This window comes from Pseudomonas sp. 58(2021), from assembly GCF_017491585.1.
Lineage (GTDB): Bacteria > Pseudomonadota > Gammaproteobacteria > Pseudomonadales > Pseudomonadaceae > Aquipseudomonas > Aquipseudomonas fluorescens_BT.
In genome coordinates this window covers 13,161-31,821 of the sequence record NZ_JAFGYZ010000019.1, presented here as the reverse complement: position 1 = coordinate 31,821, position 18,661 = coordinate 13,161, and the positions used below count along the sequence as shown (strand labels likewise).

The 18,661-nt window shown below is 58.2% G+C and carries 22 protein-coding genes; 3 read left to right on the top strand and 19 right to left on the bottom strand.

Translation table 11 applies throughout. The annotated features are described in order from the left end of the window. Positions 1–13 precede the first annotated feature (13 nt). The 15 genes from ybgF to J5M72_RS20995 all read right to left on the bottom strand — a co-directional run bounded on the left by ybgF (position 14) and on the right by J5M72_RS20995 (position 12,134). Positions 14–856 (bottom strand): tol-pal system protein YbgF, encoded by an 843-nt coding sequence (ybgF, locus tag J5M72_RS21065; protein WP_207866972.1) that lies wholly within the window; start codon positions 854–856, stop codon positions 14–16. 6 nt (positions 857–862) lie between these two features. Beyond that, complete coding sequence (gene pal / locus J5M72_RS21060; protein ID WP_003178634.1) at positions 863–1,360, bottom strand: peptidoglycan-associated lipoprotein Pal; 498 nt, start codon at positions 1,358–1,360, stop codon at positions 863–865. Between the two features lie 52 nt (positions 1,361–1,412). Continuing rightward, complete coding sequence (gene tolB, locus J5M72_RS21055; RefSeq protein WP_166742344.1) at positions 1,413–2,693, bottom strand: Tol-Pal system beta propeller repeat protein TolB; 1,281 nt, start codon at positions 2,691–2,693, stop codon at positions 1,413–1,415. A gap of 17 nt (positions 2,694–2,710) precedes the next feature. Beyond that, positions 2,711–3,790, bottom strand: coding sequence for a cell envelope integrity protein TolA (gene tolA / locus J5M72_RS21050; RefSeq protein ID WP_169431624.1), 1,080 nt, complete (start codon positions 3,788–3,790; stop codon positions 2,711–2,713). After that, positions 3,790–4,242 carry a protein TolR gene (gene tolR, locus J5M72_RS21045; protein ID WP_169432690.1) on the bottom strand — a complete coding sequence of 151 codons (453 nt, stop codon included), beginning with the start codon at positions 4,240–4,242 and terminating at the stop codon, positions 3,790–3,792. The genes tolA and tolR overlap by 1 nt, the downstream gene beginning before the upstream one ends. Positions 4,243–4,265: 23 nt before the next feature. Further along, positions 4,266–4,961: a protein TolQ gene (gene tolQ, locus J5M72_RS21040; RefSeq protein WP_039766018.1), complete on the bottom strand. Its 696-nt coding sequence runs from the start codon at positions 4,959–4,961 to the stop codon at positions 4,266–4,268. Then, the gene (ybgC, locus tag J5M72_RS21035; RefSeq protein ID WP_207866971.1) at positions 4,951–5,418 is read right to left on the bottom strand and encodes a tol-pal system-associated acyl-CoA thioesterase; all 468 of its coding nucleotides are present in this window, start codon (positions 5,416–5,418) and stop codon (positions 4,951–4,953) included. Before ybgC ends, tolQ begins: the two co-directional genes overlap by 11 nt. Before the next feature lie 127 nt (positions 5,419–5,545). Continuing rightward, on the bottom strand, positions 5,546–6,607 hold the full coding sequence (ruvB, locus tag J5M72_RS21030; RefSeq protein WP_085709623.1) for a Holliday junction branch migration DNA helicase RuvB: 1,062 nt from the start codon (positions 6,605–6,607) through the stop codon (positions 5,546–5,548). Next, positions 6,608–7,216 (bottom strand): Holliday junction branch migration protein RuvA, encoded by a 609-nt coding sequence (gene ruvA / locus J5M72_RS21025; protein ID WP_007951205.1) that lies wholly within the window; start codon positions 7,214–7,216, stop codon positions 6,608–6,610. It abuts the gene before it with no gap. 114 nt (positions 7,217–7,330) lie between these two features. Further along, positions 7,331–7,855 (bottom strand): crossover junction endodeoxyribonuclease RuvC, encoded by a 525-nt coding sequence (gene ruvC / locus J5M72_RS21020; RefSeq protein WP_169431626.1) that lies wholly within the window; start codon positions 7,853–7,855, stop codon positions 7,331–7,333. A 140-nt stretch (positions 7,856–7,995) separates the two neighbouring features. Continuing rightward, a complete protein-coding gene (locus J5M72_RS21015) occupies positions 7,996–8,742 on the bottom strand; it encodes a YebC/PmpR family DNA-binding transcriptional regulator (protein WP_003227527.1) in 747 nt (248 codons plus the stop codon). A 123-nt stretch (positions 8,743–8,865) separates the two neighbouring features. After that, positions 8,866–10,641 (bottom strand): aspartate--tRNA ligase, encoded by a 1,776-nt coding sequence (gene aspS, locus J5M72_RS21010; protein ID WP_085709621.1) that lies wholly within the window; start codon positions 10,639–10,641, stop codon positions 8,866–8,868. A 100-nt stretch (positions 10,642–10,741) separates the two neighbouring features. Further along, positions 10,742–10,963, bottom strand: coding sequence for a zinc ribbon domain-containing protein (locus J5M72_RS21005; protein WP_207866970.1), 222 nt, complete (start codon positions 10,961–10,963; stop codon positions 10,742–10,744). 113 nt (positions 10,964–11,076) lie between these two features. Continuing rightward, positions 11,077–11,421, bottom strand: coding sequence for a ribbon-helix-helix domain-containing protein (locus J5M72_RS21000; protein ID WP_207866969.1), 345 nt, complete (start codon positions 11,419–11,421; stop codon positions 11,077–11,079). A 242-nt stretch (positions 11,422–11,663) separates the two neighbouring features. Next, a complete protein-coding gene (locus J5M72_RS20995; RefSeq protein ID WP_065258530.1) occupies positions 11,664–12,134 on the bottom strand; it encodes a Dps family protein in 471 nt (156 codons plus the stop codon). 308 nt (positions 12,135–12,442) lie between these two features. Between J5M72_RS20995 and J5M72_RS29185 the strand changes: the two genes are divergently transcribed. Further along, positions 12,443–13,045 carry a cold-shock protein gene (locus J5M72_RS29185; RefSeq protein WP_169431628.1) on the top strand — a complete coding sequence of 201 codons (603 nt, stop codon included), beginning with the start codon at positions 12,443–12,445 and terminating at the stop codon, positions 13,043–13,045. Positions 13,046–13,115: 70 nt separating this feature from the next. Here J5M72_RS29185 and J5M72_RS20985 read toward each other — a convergent pair whose 3' ends face one another. After that, on the bottom strand, positions 13,116–13,322 hold the full coding sequence (locus J5M72_RS20985) for a SlyX family protein (protein WP_207866968.1): 207 nt from the start codon (positions 13,320–13,322) through the stop codon (positions 13,116–13,118). Between the two features lie 2 nt (positions 13,323–13,324). Continuing rightward, positions 13,325–13,750 (bottom strand): HIT domain-containing protein, encoded by a 426-nt coding sequence (locus J5M72_RS20980; RefSeq protein WP_207867036.1) that lies wholly within the window; start codon positions 13,748–13,750, stop codon positions 13,325–13,327. Between the two features lie 879 nt (positions 13,751–14,629). Between J5M72_RS20980 and J5M72_RS20975 the strand changes: the two genes are divergently transcribed. After that, the gene (locus J5M72_RS20975) at positions 14,630–15,979 is read left to right on the top strand and encodes an OprD family porin (protein ID WP_169431631.1); all 1,350 of its coding nucleotides are present in this window, start codon (positions 14,630–14,632) and stop codon (positions 15,977–15,979) included. 120 nt (positions 15,980–16,099) lie between these two features. Here J5M72_RS20975 and J5M72_RS20970 read toward each other — a convergent pair whose 3' ends face one another. Continuing rightward, positions 16,100–16,939, bottom strand: a complete 840-nt coding sequence (locus tag J5M72_RS20970) for a mechanosensitive ion channel domain-containing protein (protein WP_207866967.1) — start codon at positions 16,937–16,939, stop codon at positions 16,100–16,102. A 139-nt stretch (positions 16,940–17,078) separates the two neighbouring features. Continuing rightward, positions 17,079–17,564 (bottom strand): YajQ family cyclic di-GMP-binding protein, encoded by a 486-nt coding sequence (locus J5M72_RS20965; protein ID WP_007951218.1) that lies wholly within the window; start codon positions 17,562–17,564, stop codon positions 17,079–17,081. A gap of 140 nt (positions 17,565–17,704) precedes the next feature. On the opposite strand from J5M72_RS20965, the gene J5M72_RS20960 reads away from it, so the two are divergent. After that, positions 17,705–18,622: a putative 2-dehydropantoate 2-reductase gene (locus tag J5M72_RS20960; protein WP_207866966.1), complete on the top strand. Its 918-nt coding sequence runs from the start codon at positions 17,705–17,707 to the stop codon at positions 18,620–18,622. The last annotated feature ends 39 nt before the right edge of the window (positions 18,623–18,661 follow it).

Sequence of the window (18,661 nt, the reverse complement as noted above, 5' to 3'; positions counted from 1 at the left end):
GGGTCAAACACACTTACATGCGCTGCAGATCGCGCTGGGCCAACTGAGCAGCAGAGGTCCCCGGGTATTGGGAAACCACTTGCTGCAGAATGCCCTTGACCTTGTCGGTGTGGCCGAGACGGCGTTCTACGTCAGCCAGCTTGTACAGCGAGTCCGGCACCTTGGCGTGCTTGGGATACAGCTGCGAAACCTTGGCGAAAGCCTGACCCGCGCCTTGCAGGTCGCCTTTGGCCAGGTTCACCTCGCCCAGCCAGTACTGGGCGTTGCCCGCGTACTGACTGTTCGGGTATTTACGCAGGAATGCCGAAAAAGCCTGGCTGGCCTTGTCGAAATCCTTGGCCTTGATCAAGTCGAAGGCGGCATCGTAATACAGCTTTTCCTTGGCCGGGTCAGCCGGTTCACCACCCGCGGCTGGTGCCTGGGCGGCAGCAGCAGCGCCCCCCGCTCCAGCGGCAGCACCGGCAGCAGCACTTGCATCGCCACCGGCAGAAGAATTCTCAGGAGTCGCGGCAGGTGCAGCACCGGATCCTATGCGCCGATCAAGATCCTGGTATCGCTCCAGGGATTCCTGCTTCATGCGCGCAACCTGATTCTGCAGTTCTTCGATCACGCCTTGCTGGCGCGATATCTGATCCTGCATTTGTTGCAGTTGGTTGAACAGCATGCCTTGTGCCGAGGCAGGGGCCGAAGCCGCTCCCCCGGCATAGGCGCCGTTCGTACCGTAACCTGCAGGCGGATAACTGCTCCCGCTACTGTTATAACCGGAGTTGTCATCGACCACAGGAACCGCAGCCCACGCCGCAAGCGGCGCGAGACTGAGAGCCAGAACAGTTACAGCACGACGGCACGTTCGCATATCGAATTACTTACGCAGTTCGACGCGACGGTTTTGAGCCCAGGACTGCTCGTCGTTGCCGGTAGCAACTGGACGCTCTTCGCCGTAGGAAACCAGTTCCAGCTGAGCTGGGGAAACACCTTGCAGTACCAGGTAACGCTGAACGGCTTTCGCACGACGCTCGCCCAGTGCCATGTTGTACTCACGAGTACCACGTTCGTCGGTGTTGCCTTCCAGAACAACGCGAGCGCCGTTTGCTTTCAGGTCTTTGGCGTGAACGTCCAGAGCGCGCATGGCTTCTGGCTTCAGGTCCGAGCTGTCGTATTCGAAGTAGAAGGTGGTGATTGCGCGCAGAGCAGCTTCTTCGCTCAGGGAACCGTCAACTGCACCAGTGTTTGCGCCGTAACCAGCGTTTGGATCAACAGCGCCTTCACCGGCGTTGTCGCCGCCTTTGGACGAGCAACCTACAGCTACAGCCATGGCCAGAGCCAGCGCAGCAAATTTACCAAACTTCAGCATTTCCATCGTGAAACTCCTAATGAACCCCAGTGTGTTAAGTAAAACGTAAAGCGCCGCGTCAGTTCAGGTAAGGGGACCAGGACGGTTCTCTGACTTCGCCTTGAGCGGTAGGAAGCGGGAGCCTCACGCGTCCATTAATGGACACGAGCATCAAGACTCCCCGGCCCTGCTGGCGGGTGGCGTAGATTACCATGGTGCCGTTGGGCGCAACAGTAGGCGACTCGTCCAGAGTGCTATCAGTGAGGATTTTTACACTTCCGCGCTGCAAATCCTGAGCCGCTACTTTGAAATTGGTGAAACCGTCCTGACGATGGATCATCACCAGGGTCTTTTCATCCGCCGACAGCTTCGGGTTGGCGTTGTAGTTGCCCACGAACGTCACGCGCTCGGCACCACCGCCACCGGCGCTGGTCTTGTAGATCTGCGGCTTGCCGCCACGGTCGGAGGTGAAGTAGATGGTCGAGCCATCCTTGCCCCAGTACGGTTCGGTGTTGATGCCCGGACCTGCAGTCACTCGGGTGATCTGACGCGAACCGAGGTTCATCACGTAGATGTCCGGGTTACCGTCTTTCGACAGCACGAACGCCAGGCGATTGCCATCCGGCGACCAGGCCGGAGCGCCGTTCAGGCCTTCGAAATTGGTGATCTGCTCGCGGCGACCGGTGTCGATGTTCTGCATGAAGATCCGTGGACGCTTCTGCTCGAACGACACATAGGCAATGCGCTTGCCATCCGGTGCAAAACGCGGCGACAGGATAGGCTCGCGCGATTGCAACAGGGTCACGGCACGGGCACCGTCGTAGTCCGAACGCTGCAGCGTGTAACGAGTGTTCTTCTCGGAGAAGCGTTCAGCCGTCACGTACAGCAGGCGAGTCGAAAATGCACCCTTGATACCGGTCAGTTTCTCGAACGACTGGTCGGAGATGTAGTGCGCCATGTCACGCAGTTGTTCGGTGGTACCGGAAACACTGCCGTCCGCGACCTTCTGCTCGGTAGCGACGTTGAACAACGCCCACTGCACCTGCAGGCGACCGCCCGCTGGAACGATGCTGCCAACCATCATGTACTGGGCACCGACCGCCTTCCAGTCACGGAAGATGATTTCGCTCGGCTGGCTTGGCTGGCTGATCATGTTCTGTTTCGGAATCGGCGAGTAATAACCCGAGTTCCGAAGATCGTTGCCAATGATTTCAGCCATGTCGTCCGGCAGGACGGCACCGCCCTGGAAACCGAACGGTACGACGGCGATCGGGGTAGCCCGATCGCTGCCGCTGGTGACCAGAATGTTCTTTTCATCCGCCATCGCGATCCCTGCCATGCAGCAGATCACGACCAGCATTCCTCGAAGAAGGTTTCTCACAAGGCTAGATCCTCAGGTGTGAATGTCATCTTGAATGAACGATACGGAGCGAAATCGCTCGGCTTCATTCCCTGCATTTCCGTCAAACGTCCAATATTCTTGACCGCCGCCACTGCCGACGCATCGAAAGGACCGTCGCCACTGGACTTGGCCACGCTGACCGTGGTCACCGTGCCGTCCGGCAACATGCCGATCTGCAGCACAACCGTCATGCCCTTGCGTGCCGAAGGAGGACGAGCCCAACCTTCCGCTGCCCGCGCACGAATCAAGTCATCGAAGCTGCCTGCGGTTTCGTCACCACGTTCGTCCGCCAAAGCCTGTTGACGCTCGGTCTTGTCGGACAGCAGGTCGGCCAGAGCCTGGGCCTTCTTGTCCTCGACCGATTTGCGTGCCGCGTCCTGCGCTTTCTTCTTCGCAGCATCGGCAGCAGCTTTCTTCTTGGCTTCGTCGGCGACTTTCTTCTTCGCCTCTTCAGCCTCGGCTTTTTTCTTGGCGTCTTCGGCAGCTTTCTTCTTCGCGTCTTCGACGATCTTCTTCTTGGCTTCTTCAGCGGCCGCTTTCTTGGCCTCTTCTTCAGCAGCCTTCTTGGCTTCTTCTTCGGCTTTCTTCTTGGCTATATCAGCCAATTGTTTCTCTTCTGCCTTCTTGGCTTCGGCGGCTTTCTTCGCGTCGTCGGCTTTCTTGGCTTCATCAGCCTTCTTCGCCTCGTCCGCTTTTTTCGCCTCATCGGCCTTCTTGGCTTCCTCGGCCTTTTGAGCCGCTTCTTCTTTCTTTTGTTCCGCAGCCTTCACCGCTTCCTGCTCGACCTTTTTCTGCTCCATCTGCTCGACTTCGGTCTGGCGCGCGGCGGATTTCTTCGCCTCACCCGCAATCTTCTGATTGGTCTGGGTGGTCGCCTGACTTTTCGATTTCAGCTGGTAAAGGGTCGCCTGGACGATCGGTTTGGCCGGCGGCAGCTCCGGTGTCATGGCGAAACTGACGAACAGCATGCCGAACACCAGCACGTGCAAGCCAATCGCCCAGACACTGGGCCAGAAGTAGCTTTCCGAGGCGGACGGCTCTCGCTGTTGCTGCATCAGGGGGCCTCGGTGATCAAACCAACATTACCGACCCCGGCTTTCTGCAACCCGCCCATGGCACCCATGACGGAGCCATAATCGACGGACTTGTCGCCACGGATGAAGACCTGGGTACGCTTGCCGTTATCGTTACCGGCCGCGATGATCTTGGTCACCGCGCTGGTCATCTGCGGCAGGGTCATGGCCCGGTCCTGTTGCTTCTCGGTGTCGACTTCGCTGCCAAGGTTCCAGTAGTAGGTCTTGTCAGCCTTGATCGAAATGGTCAGCACCTGGGTGTTGTTGTCCTGCGGCAAGGCTTCGCTGGAAACCTTGGGCAGATCCACCTTCACGCCCTGATTGAGCATCGGCGCAGTCACCATGAAGATGACCAGCAGCACCAGCATCACGTCGATGTAAGGCACTACGTTCATCTCGGCGACCGGCTTGCGCTTGTGTCGGGCTCGAGTGATTAAAGCCATCGGGAAATACCTGCTTATTCTTCGCTGGTGTGCACTTTGCGGTGCAGGATCGCCTGGAACTCATCGGCGAAGGTGTAGTAGCGGCTCAGCAAGGTTTCACTGCGGGCAGAGAAACGGTTGTAAGCGATAACGGCCGGGATCGCGGCGAACAGACCGATCGCGGTGGCGATCAAGGCCTCGGCGATGCCGGGTGCCACGGTGGCCAGGGTGGCCTGCTGGGCGCTGGCCAGACCACGGAAGGAGTTCATGATCCCCCAGACAGTACCGAACAGACCGATGTACGGGCTGACCGAACCGACGGTGGCCAGGAACGGCAGGCTCTGCTCGAGCTTCTCTTCCTCGCGGGAGATGGCCACGCGCATGGCACGGGCCACACCTTCCATCACCGCTTCAGGATCGACGCCCGGCTGCTGGCGCAGACGGGAGAATTCCTTGAAGCCGGCACGGAAGATCTGCTCGACGCCCGAATCCGGATCCGGGTTGCTGCCGGCCTGGCGGTACAGTTTGGACAGGTCGATACCCGACCAGAATCGCTCCTCGAAGCTCTCGAGGGCACGTCGACCGGCGCGTATCAGATTGCTGCGCTGAAAGATCATGATCCATGAGGTCACCGATGCGGCCACCAGAGTCAACATTACCAACTGCACCACGATGCTGGCATTGCTGACCAGGCTCCACATGGAGGAATGGTCGACGACGTTAGCTTCCACGCTTTATCTCCTGCTTTGAGTGTGTACCCGTGCCGACCGCGTCGGCAAAGGCCGCACGCAGGTCTTCGGGAAGGGCCCGGGGTTTCAAACTGTTAGTGCGCACACAGGCCACCAGAAACTGCCCCTCGCAGAGCAGCACATTATCCGTTGCCCGCCTGACCTGCTGTCGAAAGCGCAGGCTGGCACGGTTCAATTCGATTACATCAGCGCTTACCAGCAGCTCGTCGTCCAGTCGCGCCGGCGCGTGATAACGCGCTTCGCTGGAATGCACGACGAACAACAGGTCCTCACCTGCCAGCGCCGACTGGGCAAAGCCCAGCTCCCGGAGCCGCTCGGTTCGAGCCCGTTCCATAAACTTGAGGTAATTAACGTAATACACGATGCCGCCCGCATCGGTGTCCTCGTAATAAACGCGACAACGATGTGTGAACGGCTCAAGCCCGTTTTGCGCGCGCATACTCTAGTGCTTACTCCTCGGGTTGCCAATCCGGCCAGGCAACTGTTTTTCATTGTTCAAAGGCTTTACCGCAAAAGTACCGTCCTGAGACAGTACAAACGCTGAATAAATCGCCAATAAATGTGTATCAATCGTCCACAGCATCCAGAAACTCGTCTGCCACGGGCATTTCGCCCATTCGTGACGGAATGTTTAAACCAAAATGCAGGTACGCATGCCGGGTCACCACCCTGCCCCGCGGCGTGCGCATGATGTAGCCCTGCTGGATCAGATACGGCTCCAGCACATCTTCGATCGTGTGACGCTCTTCGCTGATCGCGGCCGCGAGACTGTCGATGCCGACCGGACCGCCATCGAACTTCTCGATCATGGTCAGCAGCAATCGCCGGTCCTGATGATCGAAGCCGTGTTCGTCGACATCCAGCAGGTTCAATGCCAGATCAGCGACGGACTTGGTGATATGCCCCTTGGCCCGGACTTCGGCAAAATCCCGCACCCTGCGCAGCAGTCGATTGGCGATCCGCGGCGTGCCACGGGCACGGCGGGCGATCTCGAAAGAGCCTTCCGGATCCAGCGGCAATCCAAGGATATTCGCCGAACGACTGACGATCGTCGCCAGATCGGCGGTGCTGTAGAACTCCAGGCGCTGGACGATACCAAAACGGTCGCGCAGCGGGTTGGTCAGCATCCCTGCCCGCGTCGTTGCACCGACCAGGGTGAACGGCGGCAGATCAAGCTTGATCGAACGCGCCGCCGGCCCTTCACCGATCATGATGTCGAGCTGAAAATCCTCCATCGCCGGGTACAGCACTTCTTCGACGATTGGCGACAGACGATGGATTTCATCGATGAACAGCACGTCGTGCGGCTCAAGGTTGGTCAACAGCGCGGCCAGATCCCCGGGGCGCTCGAGCACCGGTCCCGACGTACTCTTGATCGACACACCCATTTCCTGGGCAATGATGTTGGCCAGAGTAGTCTTGCCCAATCCGGGCGGGCCGAAAATCAGGGTGTGGTCGAGGGATTCGCTACGGCCACGGGCGGCCTGGATAAACAGTTCCATCTGCTCGCGGACGGTCGGCTGGCCGATGTATTCGGCCAGGCTGACGGGACGTATAGCCCGATCCTGGACTTCTTCGCGCTCACGCGGACTGTGCGTGGCGGCGATCAGACGATCAGCTTCAATCACTTAAATCATTCCCTTCAGGGCGCGTCGGATCATGTCTTCACTGCTCAAGCCTTTCTCCTTGATCGCGGAAATCGCCTTGCTCGCTTCCTGTGGCTTGTAGCCCAGGGAAATCAGCGCGCTGACCGCATCATTCTCGGCGGTATTGACCGGCGCCGGGCCGTCCGGCTGGTTAGGCACCAGTGCAAACATGGCCGGCGAGGTTTCCCAGGCCTTGAAGCGATCCTTGAGCTCCACCAGCAGACGCTCGGCGGTTTTCTTGCCTACGCCCGGCACCTTGGTCAGCGCCGAGGTGTCCTGGGATTGCACGCAGCGGATCAGCTCATCGACTTCCAGACTCGACATCAGGGCCAGGGCCAGTTTCGGCCCCACACCATTGAGACGGATCAACTCGCGAAAAAAGTCTCGCTCGCGCTTGCCGGCAAAACCATAGAGTAACTGCGCGTCTTCGCGTACGACCAAATGGGTGTGCAAGGTCAGTGGTTCACCGACCGACGGCAGGCGATACAAGGTGGTCATGGGCACTTCCAACTCATACCCGAGGCCGTTTACATCCAGAATCAGGTGCGGCGGCTGTTTCTCAGCCAGAGTGCCGCGCAAGCGTCCAATCACGTTTCAGATCCTTGAGCGTTGGCCAGCCGTGGGCTGGCGACCAACAGAACATGGATTTACGGCCGACGACCCAGGCGCGAAATCCACATTCCGTGAAATTGACTGCTGATGCTATCAGAGACGCAGGCGCCCGCCACGACTGCGTGCGGTACCCAGACCGTGAGGCAACAGGCTGGAGCGAGTGTGCGCGTGGCAAATGGCAATGGCCAACGCGTCAGAAGCGTCGATTTGCGGCTTGCTGGTCAGTTTCAGCATGTGCATGACCATCATCTGAACCTGCTCTTTATTCGCGGCGCCGGTGCCGACCACCGCCTGCTTGACTTGAGTGGCCGTGTACTCGGCGATCTCCAGGCTCTCCTCGGCGCCAGCAACAATAGCGGCCCCCCTGGCCTGCCCCAGTTTCAGCGCGGAATCGGCGTTCTTCGCCATGAACACCTTTTCGATCCCCATGGTCACCGGACCGTAGGTCTGGATGATTTCCCGTACACCGCGATAGACGATTTGCAGACGTTCATGCAGCTCGCCGGCACCGGTACGAATGCAGCCGGAAGCCACGTAGACACAACCACGGCCCGTATCGCGAACAATGCCGTATCCGGTGATGCGCGAACCGGGGTCGATACCAAGAATTAAAGTCATAAGCCTGCAGGTTCGAAAAAACACAAAAACAAATGTGGGAGCTGGCTTGCCAGCGATGACGGAATGTCAGGCGCCATCATTACCTGATGTGCCGACGCCATCGCTGGCAAGCCAGCTCCCACATTGAAGCCTAGCCGTTATCAGCCGAGCTGAGCAGCCACGTCTTCCGGAATATCCGCGTTGGAATAGACGTTTTGCACGTCATCCAGGTCCTCGAGCATGTCGATCAGCTTGAGCACCTTCTCCGCACCTTCCAGATCCAGTTCGGCACTGGTGGTCGGCTGCATGACGATTTCCGCGTCATCGCCCTTGAACCCGGCCGCTTCCAGCGCATTGCGCACCGCGTAGAAACTGGTGAAAGAGGTGAACACGTCGATCGAGCCGTCTTCGTGGCTGACCACGTCGTCGGCGTCAGCTTCCAGCGCCGCTTCTGTCAGCGCGTCTTCATCGACACCCGGTGCAAAGCTGATCTGGCCCTTGCGTTCGAACAGGTAGGCCACCGAACCGTCGGTACCGAGGTTGCCGCCACACTTGCTGAACGCGTGACGCACGGCCGCTGCGGTGCGGTTACGGTTATCGGTCATGCATTCGACCATCACCGCCACGCCACCCGGGCCGTAACCTTCGTAGGTCAGTTCTTCAACGTTGTCGGCTTCGGTAGCGCCGGCGCCACGAGCCACGGCACGATCGATGATATCGCGACTCATGTTGGCGCCCAGCGCCTTGTCCAGTGCCAGACGCAAACGCGGGTTGGAGCCCGGATCACCGCCGCCCTGACGGGCCGCCACGGTCAGCTCGCGGATCCACTTGGTGAAAATCTTGCCTCTCTTGGCATCCTGGCGTTCTTTGCGGTGCTTGATGTTCGCCCACTTGGAATGACCTGCCATAACTCGCTCCGAATTCTCTTGAACAATGCCCGCCATGCAGGTGCATCGGCCAGCAAAAAATCTCGTTTTCAATCACTGCAGAAAGAAAAAAGGCGCATCCGAAGATGCGCCTTCAGGCCCGTCTTACTCAGCCTTTGGTGTTTCACGCAAACGAATGTGCAGTTCGCGCAGTGCCTTGGCATCCACGACACCCGGCGCCTGCGTCATCACGTCGGCAGCACTCTGGGTTTTCGGGAAAGCGATCACTTCACGGATCGACTGGGCGCCGGTCATCAGCATCACCAGACGGTCCAGACCGAAGGCCAGGCCACCGTGCGGCGGTGCACCGTACTTCAACGCGTCGAGCAGGAAGCCGAACTTCTCTTCCTGTTCCGCTTCGTTGATCCCCAGCAGACGGAATACCGCCTGTTGCATCTCTTTACGGTGGATACGGATCGAACCGCCACCCAGTTCGGTGCCGTTCAGAACCATGTCGTAGGCACGGGACAGCGCGCCAGCCGGGTTGGCTTCGAGCTCTTCCGGGGTGCACTTCGGCGCGGTGAACGGGTGGTGCAGAGCAGAGAAGCTGCCGTCGTCGTTCTCTTCGAACATCGGGAAGTCGACGACCCACATCGGTGCCCACTCGCAGGTCAGCAGCTTCAGGTCGTGACCGAGCTTGATACGCAGCGCGCCCAGGGCTTCGCTGACGATCTTGGCCTTGTCGGCGCCAAAGAACACGATATCGCCGTCGACTGCACCGACGCGATCGAGGATCACGTTCAGGTTGGCTTCCGGAATGTTTTTCACGATCGGCGACTGCAGACCTTCAACACCGGCCGCGCGCTCGTTGACCTTGATGTACGCCAGGCCCTTGGCACCGTAGATACCGACGAACTTGGTGTAATCGTCGATCTGCTTGCGCGGCATGCTCGCCCCGCCTGGAACGCGCAGTGCGGCGATACGGCATTTCGGATCGTTGGCAGGGCCGCTGAAGACTTTGAAATCCACTTCTTTCAGCTGATCGGCCACGTCTACCAGTTCCAGCGGGTTACGCAGGTCCGGCTTGTCGGAACCGTAGCGGCGCATGGCTTCTTCGAAGGTCATGTGCGGGAATTCGCCGAATTCCAGATCCAGCACTTCCTTGAACAGGTTGCGGATCATGCCTTCGGTCAGGCCCATGATGTCTTTTTCGTCGAGGAAGCTGGTCTCGATGTCGATCTGAGTGAACTCAGGCTGACGGTCGGCACGCAGGTCTTCGTCGCGGAAGCACTTGGCGATCTGGTAGTAGCGGTCGAAACCGGCAACCATCAGCAGTTGCTTGAACAGCTGTGGCGATTGCGGCAGCGCGAAGAACGAACCGGCGTGGGTACGGCTCGGTACGAGGTAGTCGCGCGCGCCTTCCGGAGTCGCACGGGTCAGGATCGGCGTTTCCACGTCGAGGAAGCCGTTTTCGTCGAGGTAGCGACGGATGCTGGTGGTCATGCGCGAACGCAGACGCAGCTTCTCGGCCATTTCCGGGCGACGCAGGTCGAGGAAGCGATAGCGCAGGCGGGTTTCTTCACCGACGTCGGAGAACTCGTTCAGCGGGAACGGCGGGGTTTCCGACTCGTTCAGCACTTCCAGTTCGTAGCCCAGGACTTCGATCATGCCCGACGCCATGTTGGCGTTGGTGGCACCGGCCGGACGCAGACGCACCTTGCCGGTGATCTTCACGACGTATTCGCTGCGCACGCGATCGGCGGCGGCGAAGCTCTCGGCGCGATCCGGATCGAATACCACCTGGGCCAGACCGTCACGATCACGGATATCGAGGAAAATCACCCCGCCGTGGTCGCGGCGACGGTGAACCCATCCGCAAAGGGTAATTTCCTGGCCTTCCAGGCTTTCGTTCAGTTGGCCGCAATAATGGCTGCGCATCATGGTAGTGGTTTCGCTTCTCGTAATTCGAAATTCGGTGGAGATCCCGTCGCACTCAAGCGCCCCGGAAACTCACGCATGTCGTTCGACCTGGGCCTGAACCCTAGTCAGATTTGTCGCCACCGGCCAGATTCTTCTTCGCGCCGGTCTTGAAATCGGTTTCGTACCAACCGCTGCCGCTGAGGCGAAAGCCCGGCATGGACAGCTGTTTCCTGAGCTCTGGAGCCTGACAGGCAGGGCAATCGATCAGTGGTGCGTCACTGATCTTTTGAATGGCTTCCAACTGATGACCACAGGAAGCACATTGGTAATCGTACATCGGCATGGAGTTGTCTCGGCGATCAGATTGCCAGCTCCCGCAGGGCGGTGTGGCGAAAGAGCGGGATTATATCCATTAAATGCGGCCTGTGCAGCCGCAAGACTGCACAGGCCGCCACGTCATTGGCAACCCCCGGCCGACACCGAGGCATCACGCAGGCCATGTACGACACACAGCACCCGTACAAGGCCGCTGAAGTTCTTCACCCCGCCGTGGCGCAAATGCACCTCGCGATCGACACGGGATAACAGCGTACCGACCGAACAACTGTTGTTCTCCGCCATGCGACCCAGAATATTCCAGTAGACCTGCTCCAGCCGCATGCAGGTTGCAAAACCGTTCAAACGCACCGAACGGGCCAGCGGCTGGATCAATGCCATGTCGAACTCTTCAAGAAACGGCGCCAGGGCTCCGTCCTGCCGTGAGCCGATGGCGATGTCACCTCGCCTGTCTCCACCTTCCATATCGTTGACACTCCTTTGCCATCGCTGCCTCTTGTCAAGGCAACATCCTGTCACCTCATTAAAAGCGCAGGGGCAAAGGTATATCCAGACGACTTTTTATCCGTCTGCGTAGGATAAGCCAACACAGCAAGGAGGATCATGGAGCGGCGAGCCGCTCTCTTCATTTCCTACATTAGCGAATGCCTTTTCCCGGCCAAAACAGGCGCACGCCCCACAATTCGTGTCCGGTGCGCCTCCGGCAATCAGGCTTCGAGCAGCGCCCTGAGCATCCACGCGGTTTTCTCGTGGACTTGCATGCGCTGGGTCAAAAGGTCAGCGGTCGGCTCGTCACTGACTTTATCAAGCAACGGGAAAATGCCGCGGGCGGTACGGGTGACCGCTTCCTGACCTTCGACCAATTGCCTGATCATGTCTTCGGCACTTGGCACCCCCACTTCTTCTTTGATGGAAGAAAGGCGCGCATAGGTCGCATAGGCACCCGGTGCCGGAAAGCCCAAGGCCCGGATGCGCTCGGCGATCGAGTCCACGGCCAGTGCCAGCTCGTTGTATTGCTCTTCGAACATCAGGTGCAGGGTGCGGAACATCGGACCGGTGACGTTCCAGTGGAAATTATGGGTTTTCAGATACAGCACATAGGTGTCCGACAGCAGACGCGACAACCCTTCGACGATGGACTTGCGATCCTCTTCACTGATACCGATATCGATTGCCATGTTTACCCCCTAACGGCGATTGAATTCATCCAGCAGGTGTCGCTGCACTGTAGCAAGGCCACCCTCGCCTGACAGCCCCCGTATCGACCCGATAGAGGCGACAAATCGCCCCACGCATGCCGCTGGCCGGCGTGATTTGAGTAGCTGCAGGCTTTGCTGTTAAATAGACAGCGTGTCGCTACGCCCCGTTTTCCGGGTGTTGCGCATAGGCTGATACCGGGTACGTGTCCAACGCCTCTTATAGTTTCGAAGCGAACCGTGCGCCTTCAGCTCTTCCTTGTGAGCCGTCATAACGTGAGTCAATAAAAATGTTGAAAATCGTCCACCTGCTAATGGGCGCAGCGGCGTTGCTGCTGTCGTTCATACCCAGCTTGAAATCCGAAGCCGTTCCTTACCTGCAACAACCCGATGCACTTTACCTGGCCTTTTTCGGCCTGCTGAACCTGGTCATTGCCCCGGTGATCCCTTACTGGAACAAAGGCCCGCGCCAGCATTTGCAAAACCTTGTCAGCGCCCTGCTGGTGCTCACCGTCGTGCTGCAAACCCTGACCCTGATCGCACCGATGCCGGTCATCGCCGGCCAGCCTGCGGTACTGTTCAGCCTGGCGATCGCTCTGGTTGCCGTGGTCCTGCACCTGGCCGTCAGCTTCTACAGGTCATCTCCGGCTGCCGCGCCGACCAGCTACGACATGAGCAACCGCGATACCGGTACCGTCAAGTGGTTCAACACTTCCAAGGGCTTCGGCTTTATCTCCCGGGACTCCGGCGATGATATTTTCGTGCACTTTCGCGCCATTCGTGGCGAAGGCCACCGCGTCCTGGTCGAAGGCCAGCGTGTGGAGTTCTCGGTGATGAACCGTGACAAAGGCCTGCAAGCCGAGGATGTGATCGCCGCCCTGCCACGTCGCTGATCCAGAACGGAAAAACCGCGAACAGCCTGGCTGTCCGCGGTTTTTTATTGCCCTTACAAAATACGCAAACTCAGTAATGCGGCGGCGGCGCGTCTTCTTCAAAGGATCCAAACTGGCCGACCATTTCTTCCTGGCGCTTGAGCAGTGCGGCCATCTGCAACTGCAGACGCTCCACCACATTCTGCTGAGTCACCAGCACGTCGTTCAGCGCCTGAATGGTGTCATCCTGAAAGGCCTGGCGGCTTTCCAGATCGTTAACGCGTTGTTCCAGGCTCATGTTCAGCCCTCCAGAAACTTGAAATCTTCGTCCAGCACCAGGCGCAGTCGCTCGCGGATCGCGGCCACCTGCCCGGCACCATAAGGCGTAGCAGGATGCTTGCCCCAGACCGGCGCCGGCCATGCGGCATCATCACGCTTACGCACGATCACATGCATGTGCAGCTGACTGACGACGTTGCCCAGGGTGGCAACGTTCATTTTGTCGGCATCGAACGAGTCCTTGAGCACTTCGGCCAGCGCGGTGGTTTCCTGCCAGAGGCGCTGCTGGTCTGCGACATCCAATTGAAACAACTCGCTGATATCGTCGCGACGAGGCACCAGGATGAACCAGGGGTAGTTGGCGTCATTGGACAGCAGCAACCGGCAGAGCGGGAAGTCACCGATGGTCAGGGTGTCCTGTTGAAGTCGTGGATCTAAAGCAAACACTGGGTGCACTCCCGGCTGATCGACATTATTCAGCTTAGTGGGCCTCCCGAGGGGACGGCGCACTAAACGACAGGACGGCAGCATACCTTCGATTGCCCGGCCCTTCACGACGAAGCAGCGCCCCGACATGGAGCATTTCTGGAGATCGCGCACCAGCACAAGACCCACCGATCCAGGTAACGCGCGGAAATGATCATGGCTCACCCCTGTGTTCAGGGTCATGACAGGGCTCAAGTGTTTGAATTCGGTACAGCCAGAAAAATTATTTGCACCAAAACCGTACAGCGCGTCTACGCTCAATGGCTTAGGTATCCGCCAAATACTCACTGACAGGGTGAACCGGTAACGTTTTTGATTGTCGCGGGTTGAAAACAGGTGTGACAGCACCAAGCGAGAAAGCGCGTCAACCCCCATCGAAAACGTGCCTGAGCCCCAGGGATTACAAGGTTTTTACAGCAACAGGCGGGTAAGGAAAAAAATATCCGCATTCATTTTGCGGTTTGTGCACGCTTGTTGCATTCATACTCAAATGGGCTATGAGCACACCACGGGAAGTGGCAGTGCCAGGCCCAAGAAAAACAGTGGCAGGGTTGCCCGATGGAGATTCAAGTGTTTTGCCAGGGACTCTTTTTTACCGATGCAGAAAGGCCCAGAAACAGCGATAAAGTTGTCAGCCCGGCTGCATGGGTACTGTGAATTTGCGACATCGACCAAGCCATTTGCGACAGCGTCGTAAAGAACGTGAAAGGTTGTATGCGCAAGTATCGCCAACATTGTCGGCGTGATATAAGTTTGCGCCGACACAAAAAGAAAGAGCCGCCCAGATAATAAAACAGGTGGGACGGCAGTACTCTTCTAAAACCAAAGGAGCAAATCACGATGCGCGTGATGAAGTGGAGCATGATCGCACTGGCAGTTTCAGCAGCCGCCAGTACTCAATTGGCTACGGCCGCACCTTTTGTTAGTGACCAGTCTGAAGCCAAAGGCTTTGTCGAAGACGCGAAACTGACCGAGACGTTGAAGAACTACTACTTCAACCGCGACAACAAGAACGGCGGCCACGACCAGAAAGACTGGACCCAGGGTTTCCTCGGCAACTTCACTTCCGGTTACACCCAAGGCACCGTAGGCGTCGGTATCGATGCATTCGGTTACCTGGCGGTCAAACTGGATGGCGGTGACGGTACTTCCGGTACCGGTAACATGAGCCGCAGCAATACCGTCAAAGCCAACGGCTATGCCCATGACGTTGATGACAGCCAAGGCAAAGCCGGCGCAGCCATCAAATTCCGCATCTCCAAAACCGAGCTGAAAATCGGCGACCAGCAGCCAAGCACTGCTCCAGTGTTCGCTGTCGGTGGTTCCCGCGTTCTGCCGCAAACTGCCAGCGGCTTCCAGCTGCAGAGCAGTGAAATCAAAGACCTCGATCTCGAAGCCGGTCACTTCTACTCGGCTACCAGCCAGGACAAAAACGCTCGTGAAGGCGGCCTTTACGCCACCTACGCAGGCGTAGAAGCCAAAAACATCGACTACTTCGGTGGTAAATACGGCATCACTGACAACCTGACTGCATCCCTGTACGGCGCCAAGCTGGAAGACATCTGGAACCAGTACTACGCGAACGTGAACCTCACCACGCCATTCGGTGGTGACACTTCGTTGAACACTGATTTCAACATCTACCGCACCACCGACACCGGTAGCGCCAAAGCGGGCGAAATCAGCAACACCGCCTTCTCGCTGGCAACCGCGCTGTCGTTCCTGAAAGCGCACACCTTCACCCTGGCCTTCCAGAAGGTCAACGGCGACACCCCGTTCGACTACATCGGCGTGGGCAAGAACAACCGTGGTGGCGACTCGATCTTCCTCGCCAACTCCATCCAGTACTCCGACTTTAACGGTGCAGGCGAGAAATCCCTGCAAGCCCGTTACGACCTGAAAATGGCCGAGTACGGCGTGCCTGGCCTGAGCTTCATGGTTCGTTACGTCAAAGGCTGGGATATCGACGGCACCCACACTCCAGCGGGTAGCGCTTACGCCGGTCTCTACGGTGAAGATGGCAAGCACCACGAAACCAACTTTGAAGCCAAGTATGTGGTTCAAAGCGGTCCGGCAAAAGACCTGTCCTTCCGTATTCGTCAAGCGTGGCACGTTGCTAACGCTGATGAAGGCGAAGGCGACGTTAAAGAGTTCCGCCTGATCACCGAGTACCCACTGAACATCTTGTAATCGTCAGTGGTTAGTTTGGTTGAATGAAAAAGGCCCATCTTCGGATGGGCCTTTTTTGTTATCTGTCACTTGTAATAAATGCCTGACCAACAAGTCAGGCAATTAATTAGCAACCTATCATTACACCGCCGATTCCTGAACCACACGAATCACTCGCTGTGGAAACGGAATGTCAATGCCGGCAGTCTTTAAACGATCACGGGACTGTTCGTTAAACATGAACATCACATCCCAGTAGTCCGCAGTTTTAACCCACACACGCAGCGAAACAGTGATCGAACTGTCTCCCAGAGTAGAAATGACCGCCTGCGGCGCCGGATCCTGCAGAACGCGATCATCCTTGGCCAGATCCAACAGCACCTGACGGGCCTTTTGCAGATCGGCTTCGTAATCGACACCCACGTCAAACACCACCTTGCGGGTTGGCTGACGGTTGGTGTTGGTAATGATGCCATTCGACAGATTGCCGTTCGGCACGATGATGGTCTTGTTGTCGCCGGTACGCAGTACGGTGTGGAAAATCTGGATGCTGTCGACAGTACCCGCCACGCCTTGCGCTTCGATCCAGTCACCGATACGGAAAGGACGGAACAGCAGAATCAGCACGCCGCCGGCGAAGTTCGCCAGGCTGCCCTGCAATGCCAGACCGATGGCCAGACCCGCCGCACCGATTGCCGCGACAAACGAAGTGGTCTCGACGCCGATCATCGACGCCACACTGACGATCAGCAGCACCTTGAGAATGATGTTGGCCAGGCTGCTGATGAAACCTTGCAGCGCCAGGTCGGCATTGCGCAGAGCCAGTAAGCCACCGAGCTTTTGCGTGACCTTGTTGATCAGCCACCAGCCGATCGCCAGGGTAATCACCGCCAGCAGTACACGGCTGCCGTATTCCATGATCATCGGAATCCACGCCTGGGACGCCTTGACCAGGTGGTCCACCTCAGCATTCAAATCCATCTTTTATCTCCTGATTTCCGGCTACCCGGGCTATGAAATATCAACGGCAGAAAGACCGAGGCCATTGGGGCTCAATCGTTTCTGCCGCTGCTTGGCCCTCGGACGCTGAAAACGCCGAGAGGTTCCCGACCGAGACGGCTCAGTCGCGGAAGTTGTTGAACTGAAGTGGCATGCCGAACTCCTTGGCACGCAGCGCCGCAATGGCTTCCTGCAGGTCATCACGCTTCTTGCCGGTCACACGCACCTGCTCGCCCTGAATGGCGGCCTGTACCTTGAGCTTGGCTTCCTTGATGTGGCCGACGATCTTCTTCGCCAGTTCCTTGTCGATGCCTTCCTTGAGGACGGCATCCTGCTTCATCAGCTTGCCCGAGGCGAAGGAGTCTTTGACTTCGAGGCACTGCACGTCGATCTTGCGCTTGACCAGGGCCAGCTTGAGGATCTCGATCATCGCTTCCAGCTGGAAATCGGCTTCAGCGGTCAGGTGGACGGTCAGGTCCTTTTCCTTGAATTCAAAGCTGCCCTTGCCTTTCAGGTCATAACGACGATCGAGTTCCTTCACGGCGTTCTCGACCGCGTTGGTGAGTTCGTGTTTGTCCAGTTCGGATACCACGTCGAACGACGGCATGTAATCTCTCCAATAAAAAGGCGCGCTCGTTCAGGACGCGGCGCGCTTGGCTTGCGGTTAAAATCGGGCTCATTATAACGGGTCTTTTCCCACCGACACGGCGAGCCTTGCATGCCTGTACCTTACCGAGTGAAAAACTGATGTCCACCCCCTGGCATGTGCTGGGCGCCGGAAGCCTCGGCACGCTCTGGGCCACACGTCTGGCCCGGGCCGGATTGCCTGTCCGGTTGATCCTGCGCGATATCGACCGTTTGCATGACTATGCGACGACGGGCGGCTTGACGCTGGTGGAACAAGGCGTGGCCAGCCGTTATGCCATCCCCGCCGAAACGCCGGACAGCCCCGAACCGATCCGTCGTTTGCTGGTGGCGTGCAAGGCCTATGACGCCCAAAGCGCCGTGGCCGGTGTCGCTCATCGTCTGGCCCCAGACGCAGAACTGATTCTTCTGCAAAACGGCCTCGGCAGCCAGGAAGCGGTCGCCGCGCAAGTCCCGCAGGCACGCTGCATCAGTGCATCGAGCACCGAAGGCGCGTTTCGTGACGGTGACTGGCGCGTGGTGTTCGCCGGTCACGGCTACACCTGGCTCGGCGACGTCAGCCATCCCGTGGCGCCCCTCTGGCTCGACGATCTGGAAGCCGCAAAAATCCCCCACGAATGGACCGCCGACATCCTCACTCGCCTGTGGCGAAAACTGGCGCTCAACTGCGCGATCAATCCGCTGACCGTGTTGCATGACTGTCGCAACGGCGGTTTGCAGCAACACCACTGCGAAGTCGCCACACTCTGCGCCGAGTTGACCGAGTTGCTGGAACGCTGCGGTCAGCCGGCGGCAGCGGACAATCTGCAACTGGAAGTCGAGCGGGTCATTCTGGCCACAGCGGCCAATTTCTCCTCCATGTATCAGGACGTGGCCAACAAGCGCCGTACCGAAATCAGCTATCTGTTGGGCCATGCCTGCAAAGTCGCGCAACGCCATCAATTGAACCTGCCGCATCTACAACAATTGCAGCAACGGCTGACAGCCCATCTGTACAGTCTCGGATTGCCCGTCGACTGAGCAGCGGCTACGCTGCCCACTTGTTCCTTTGCTGCGATA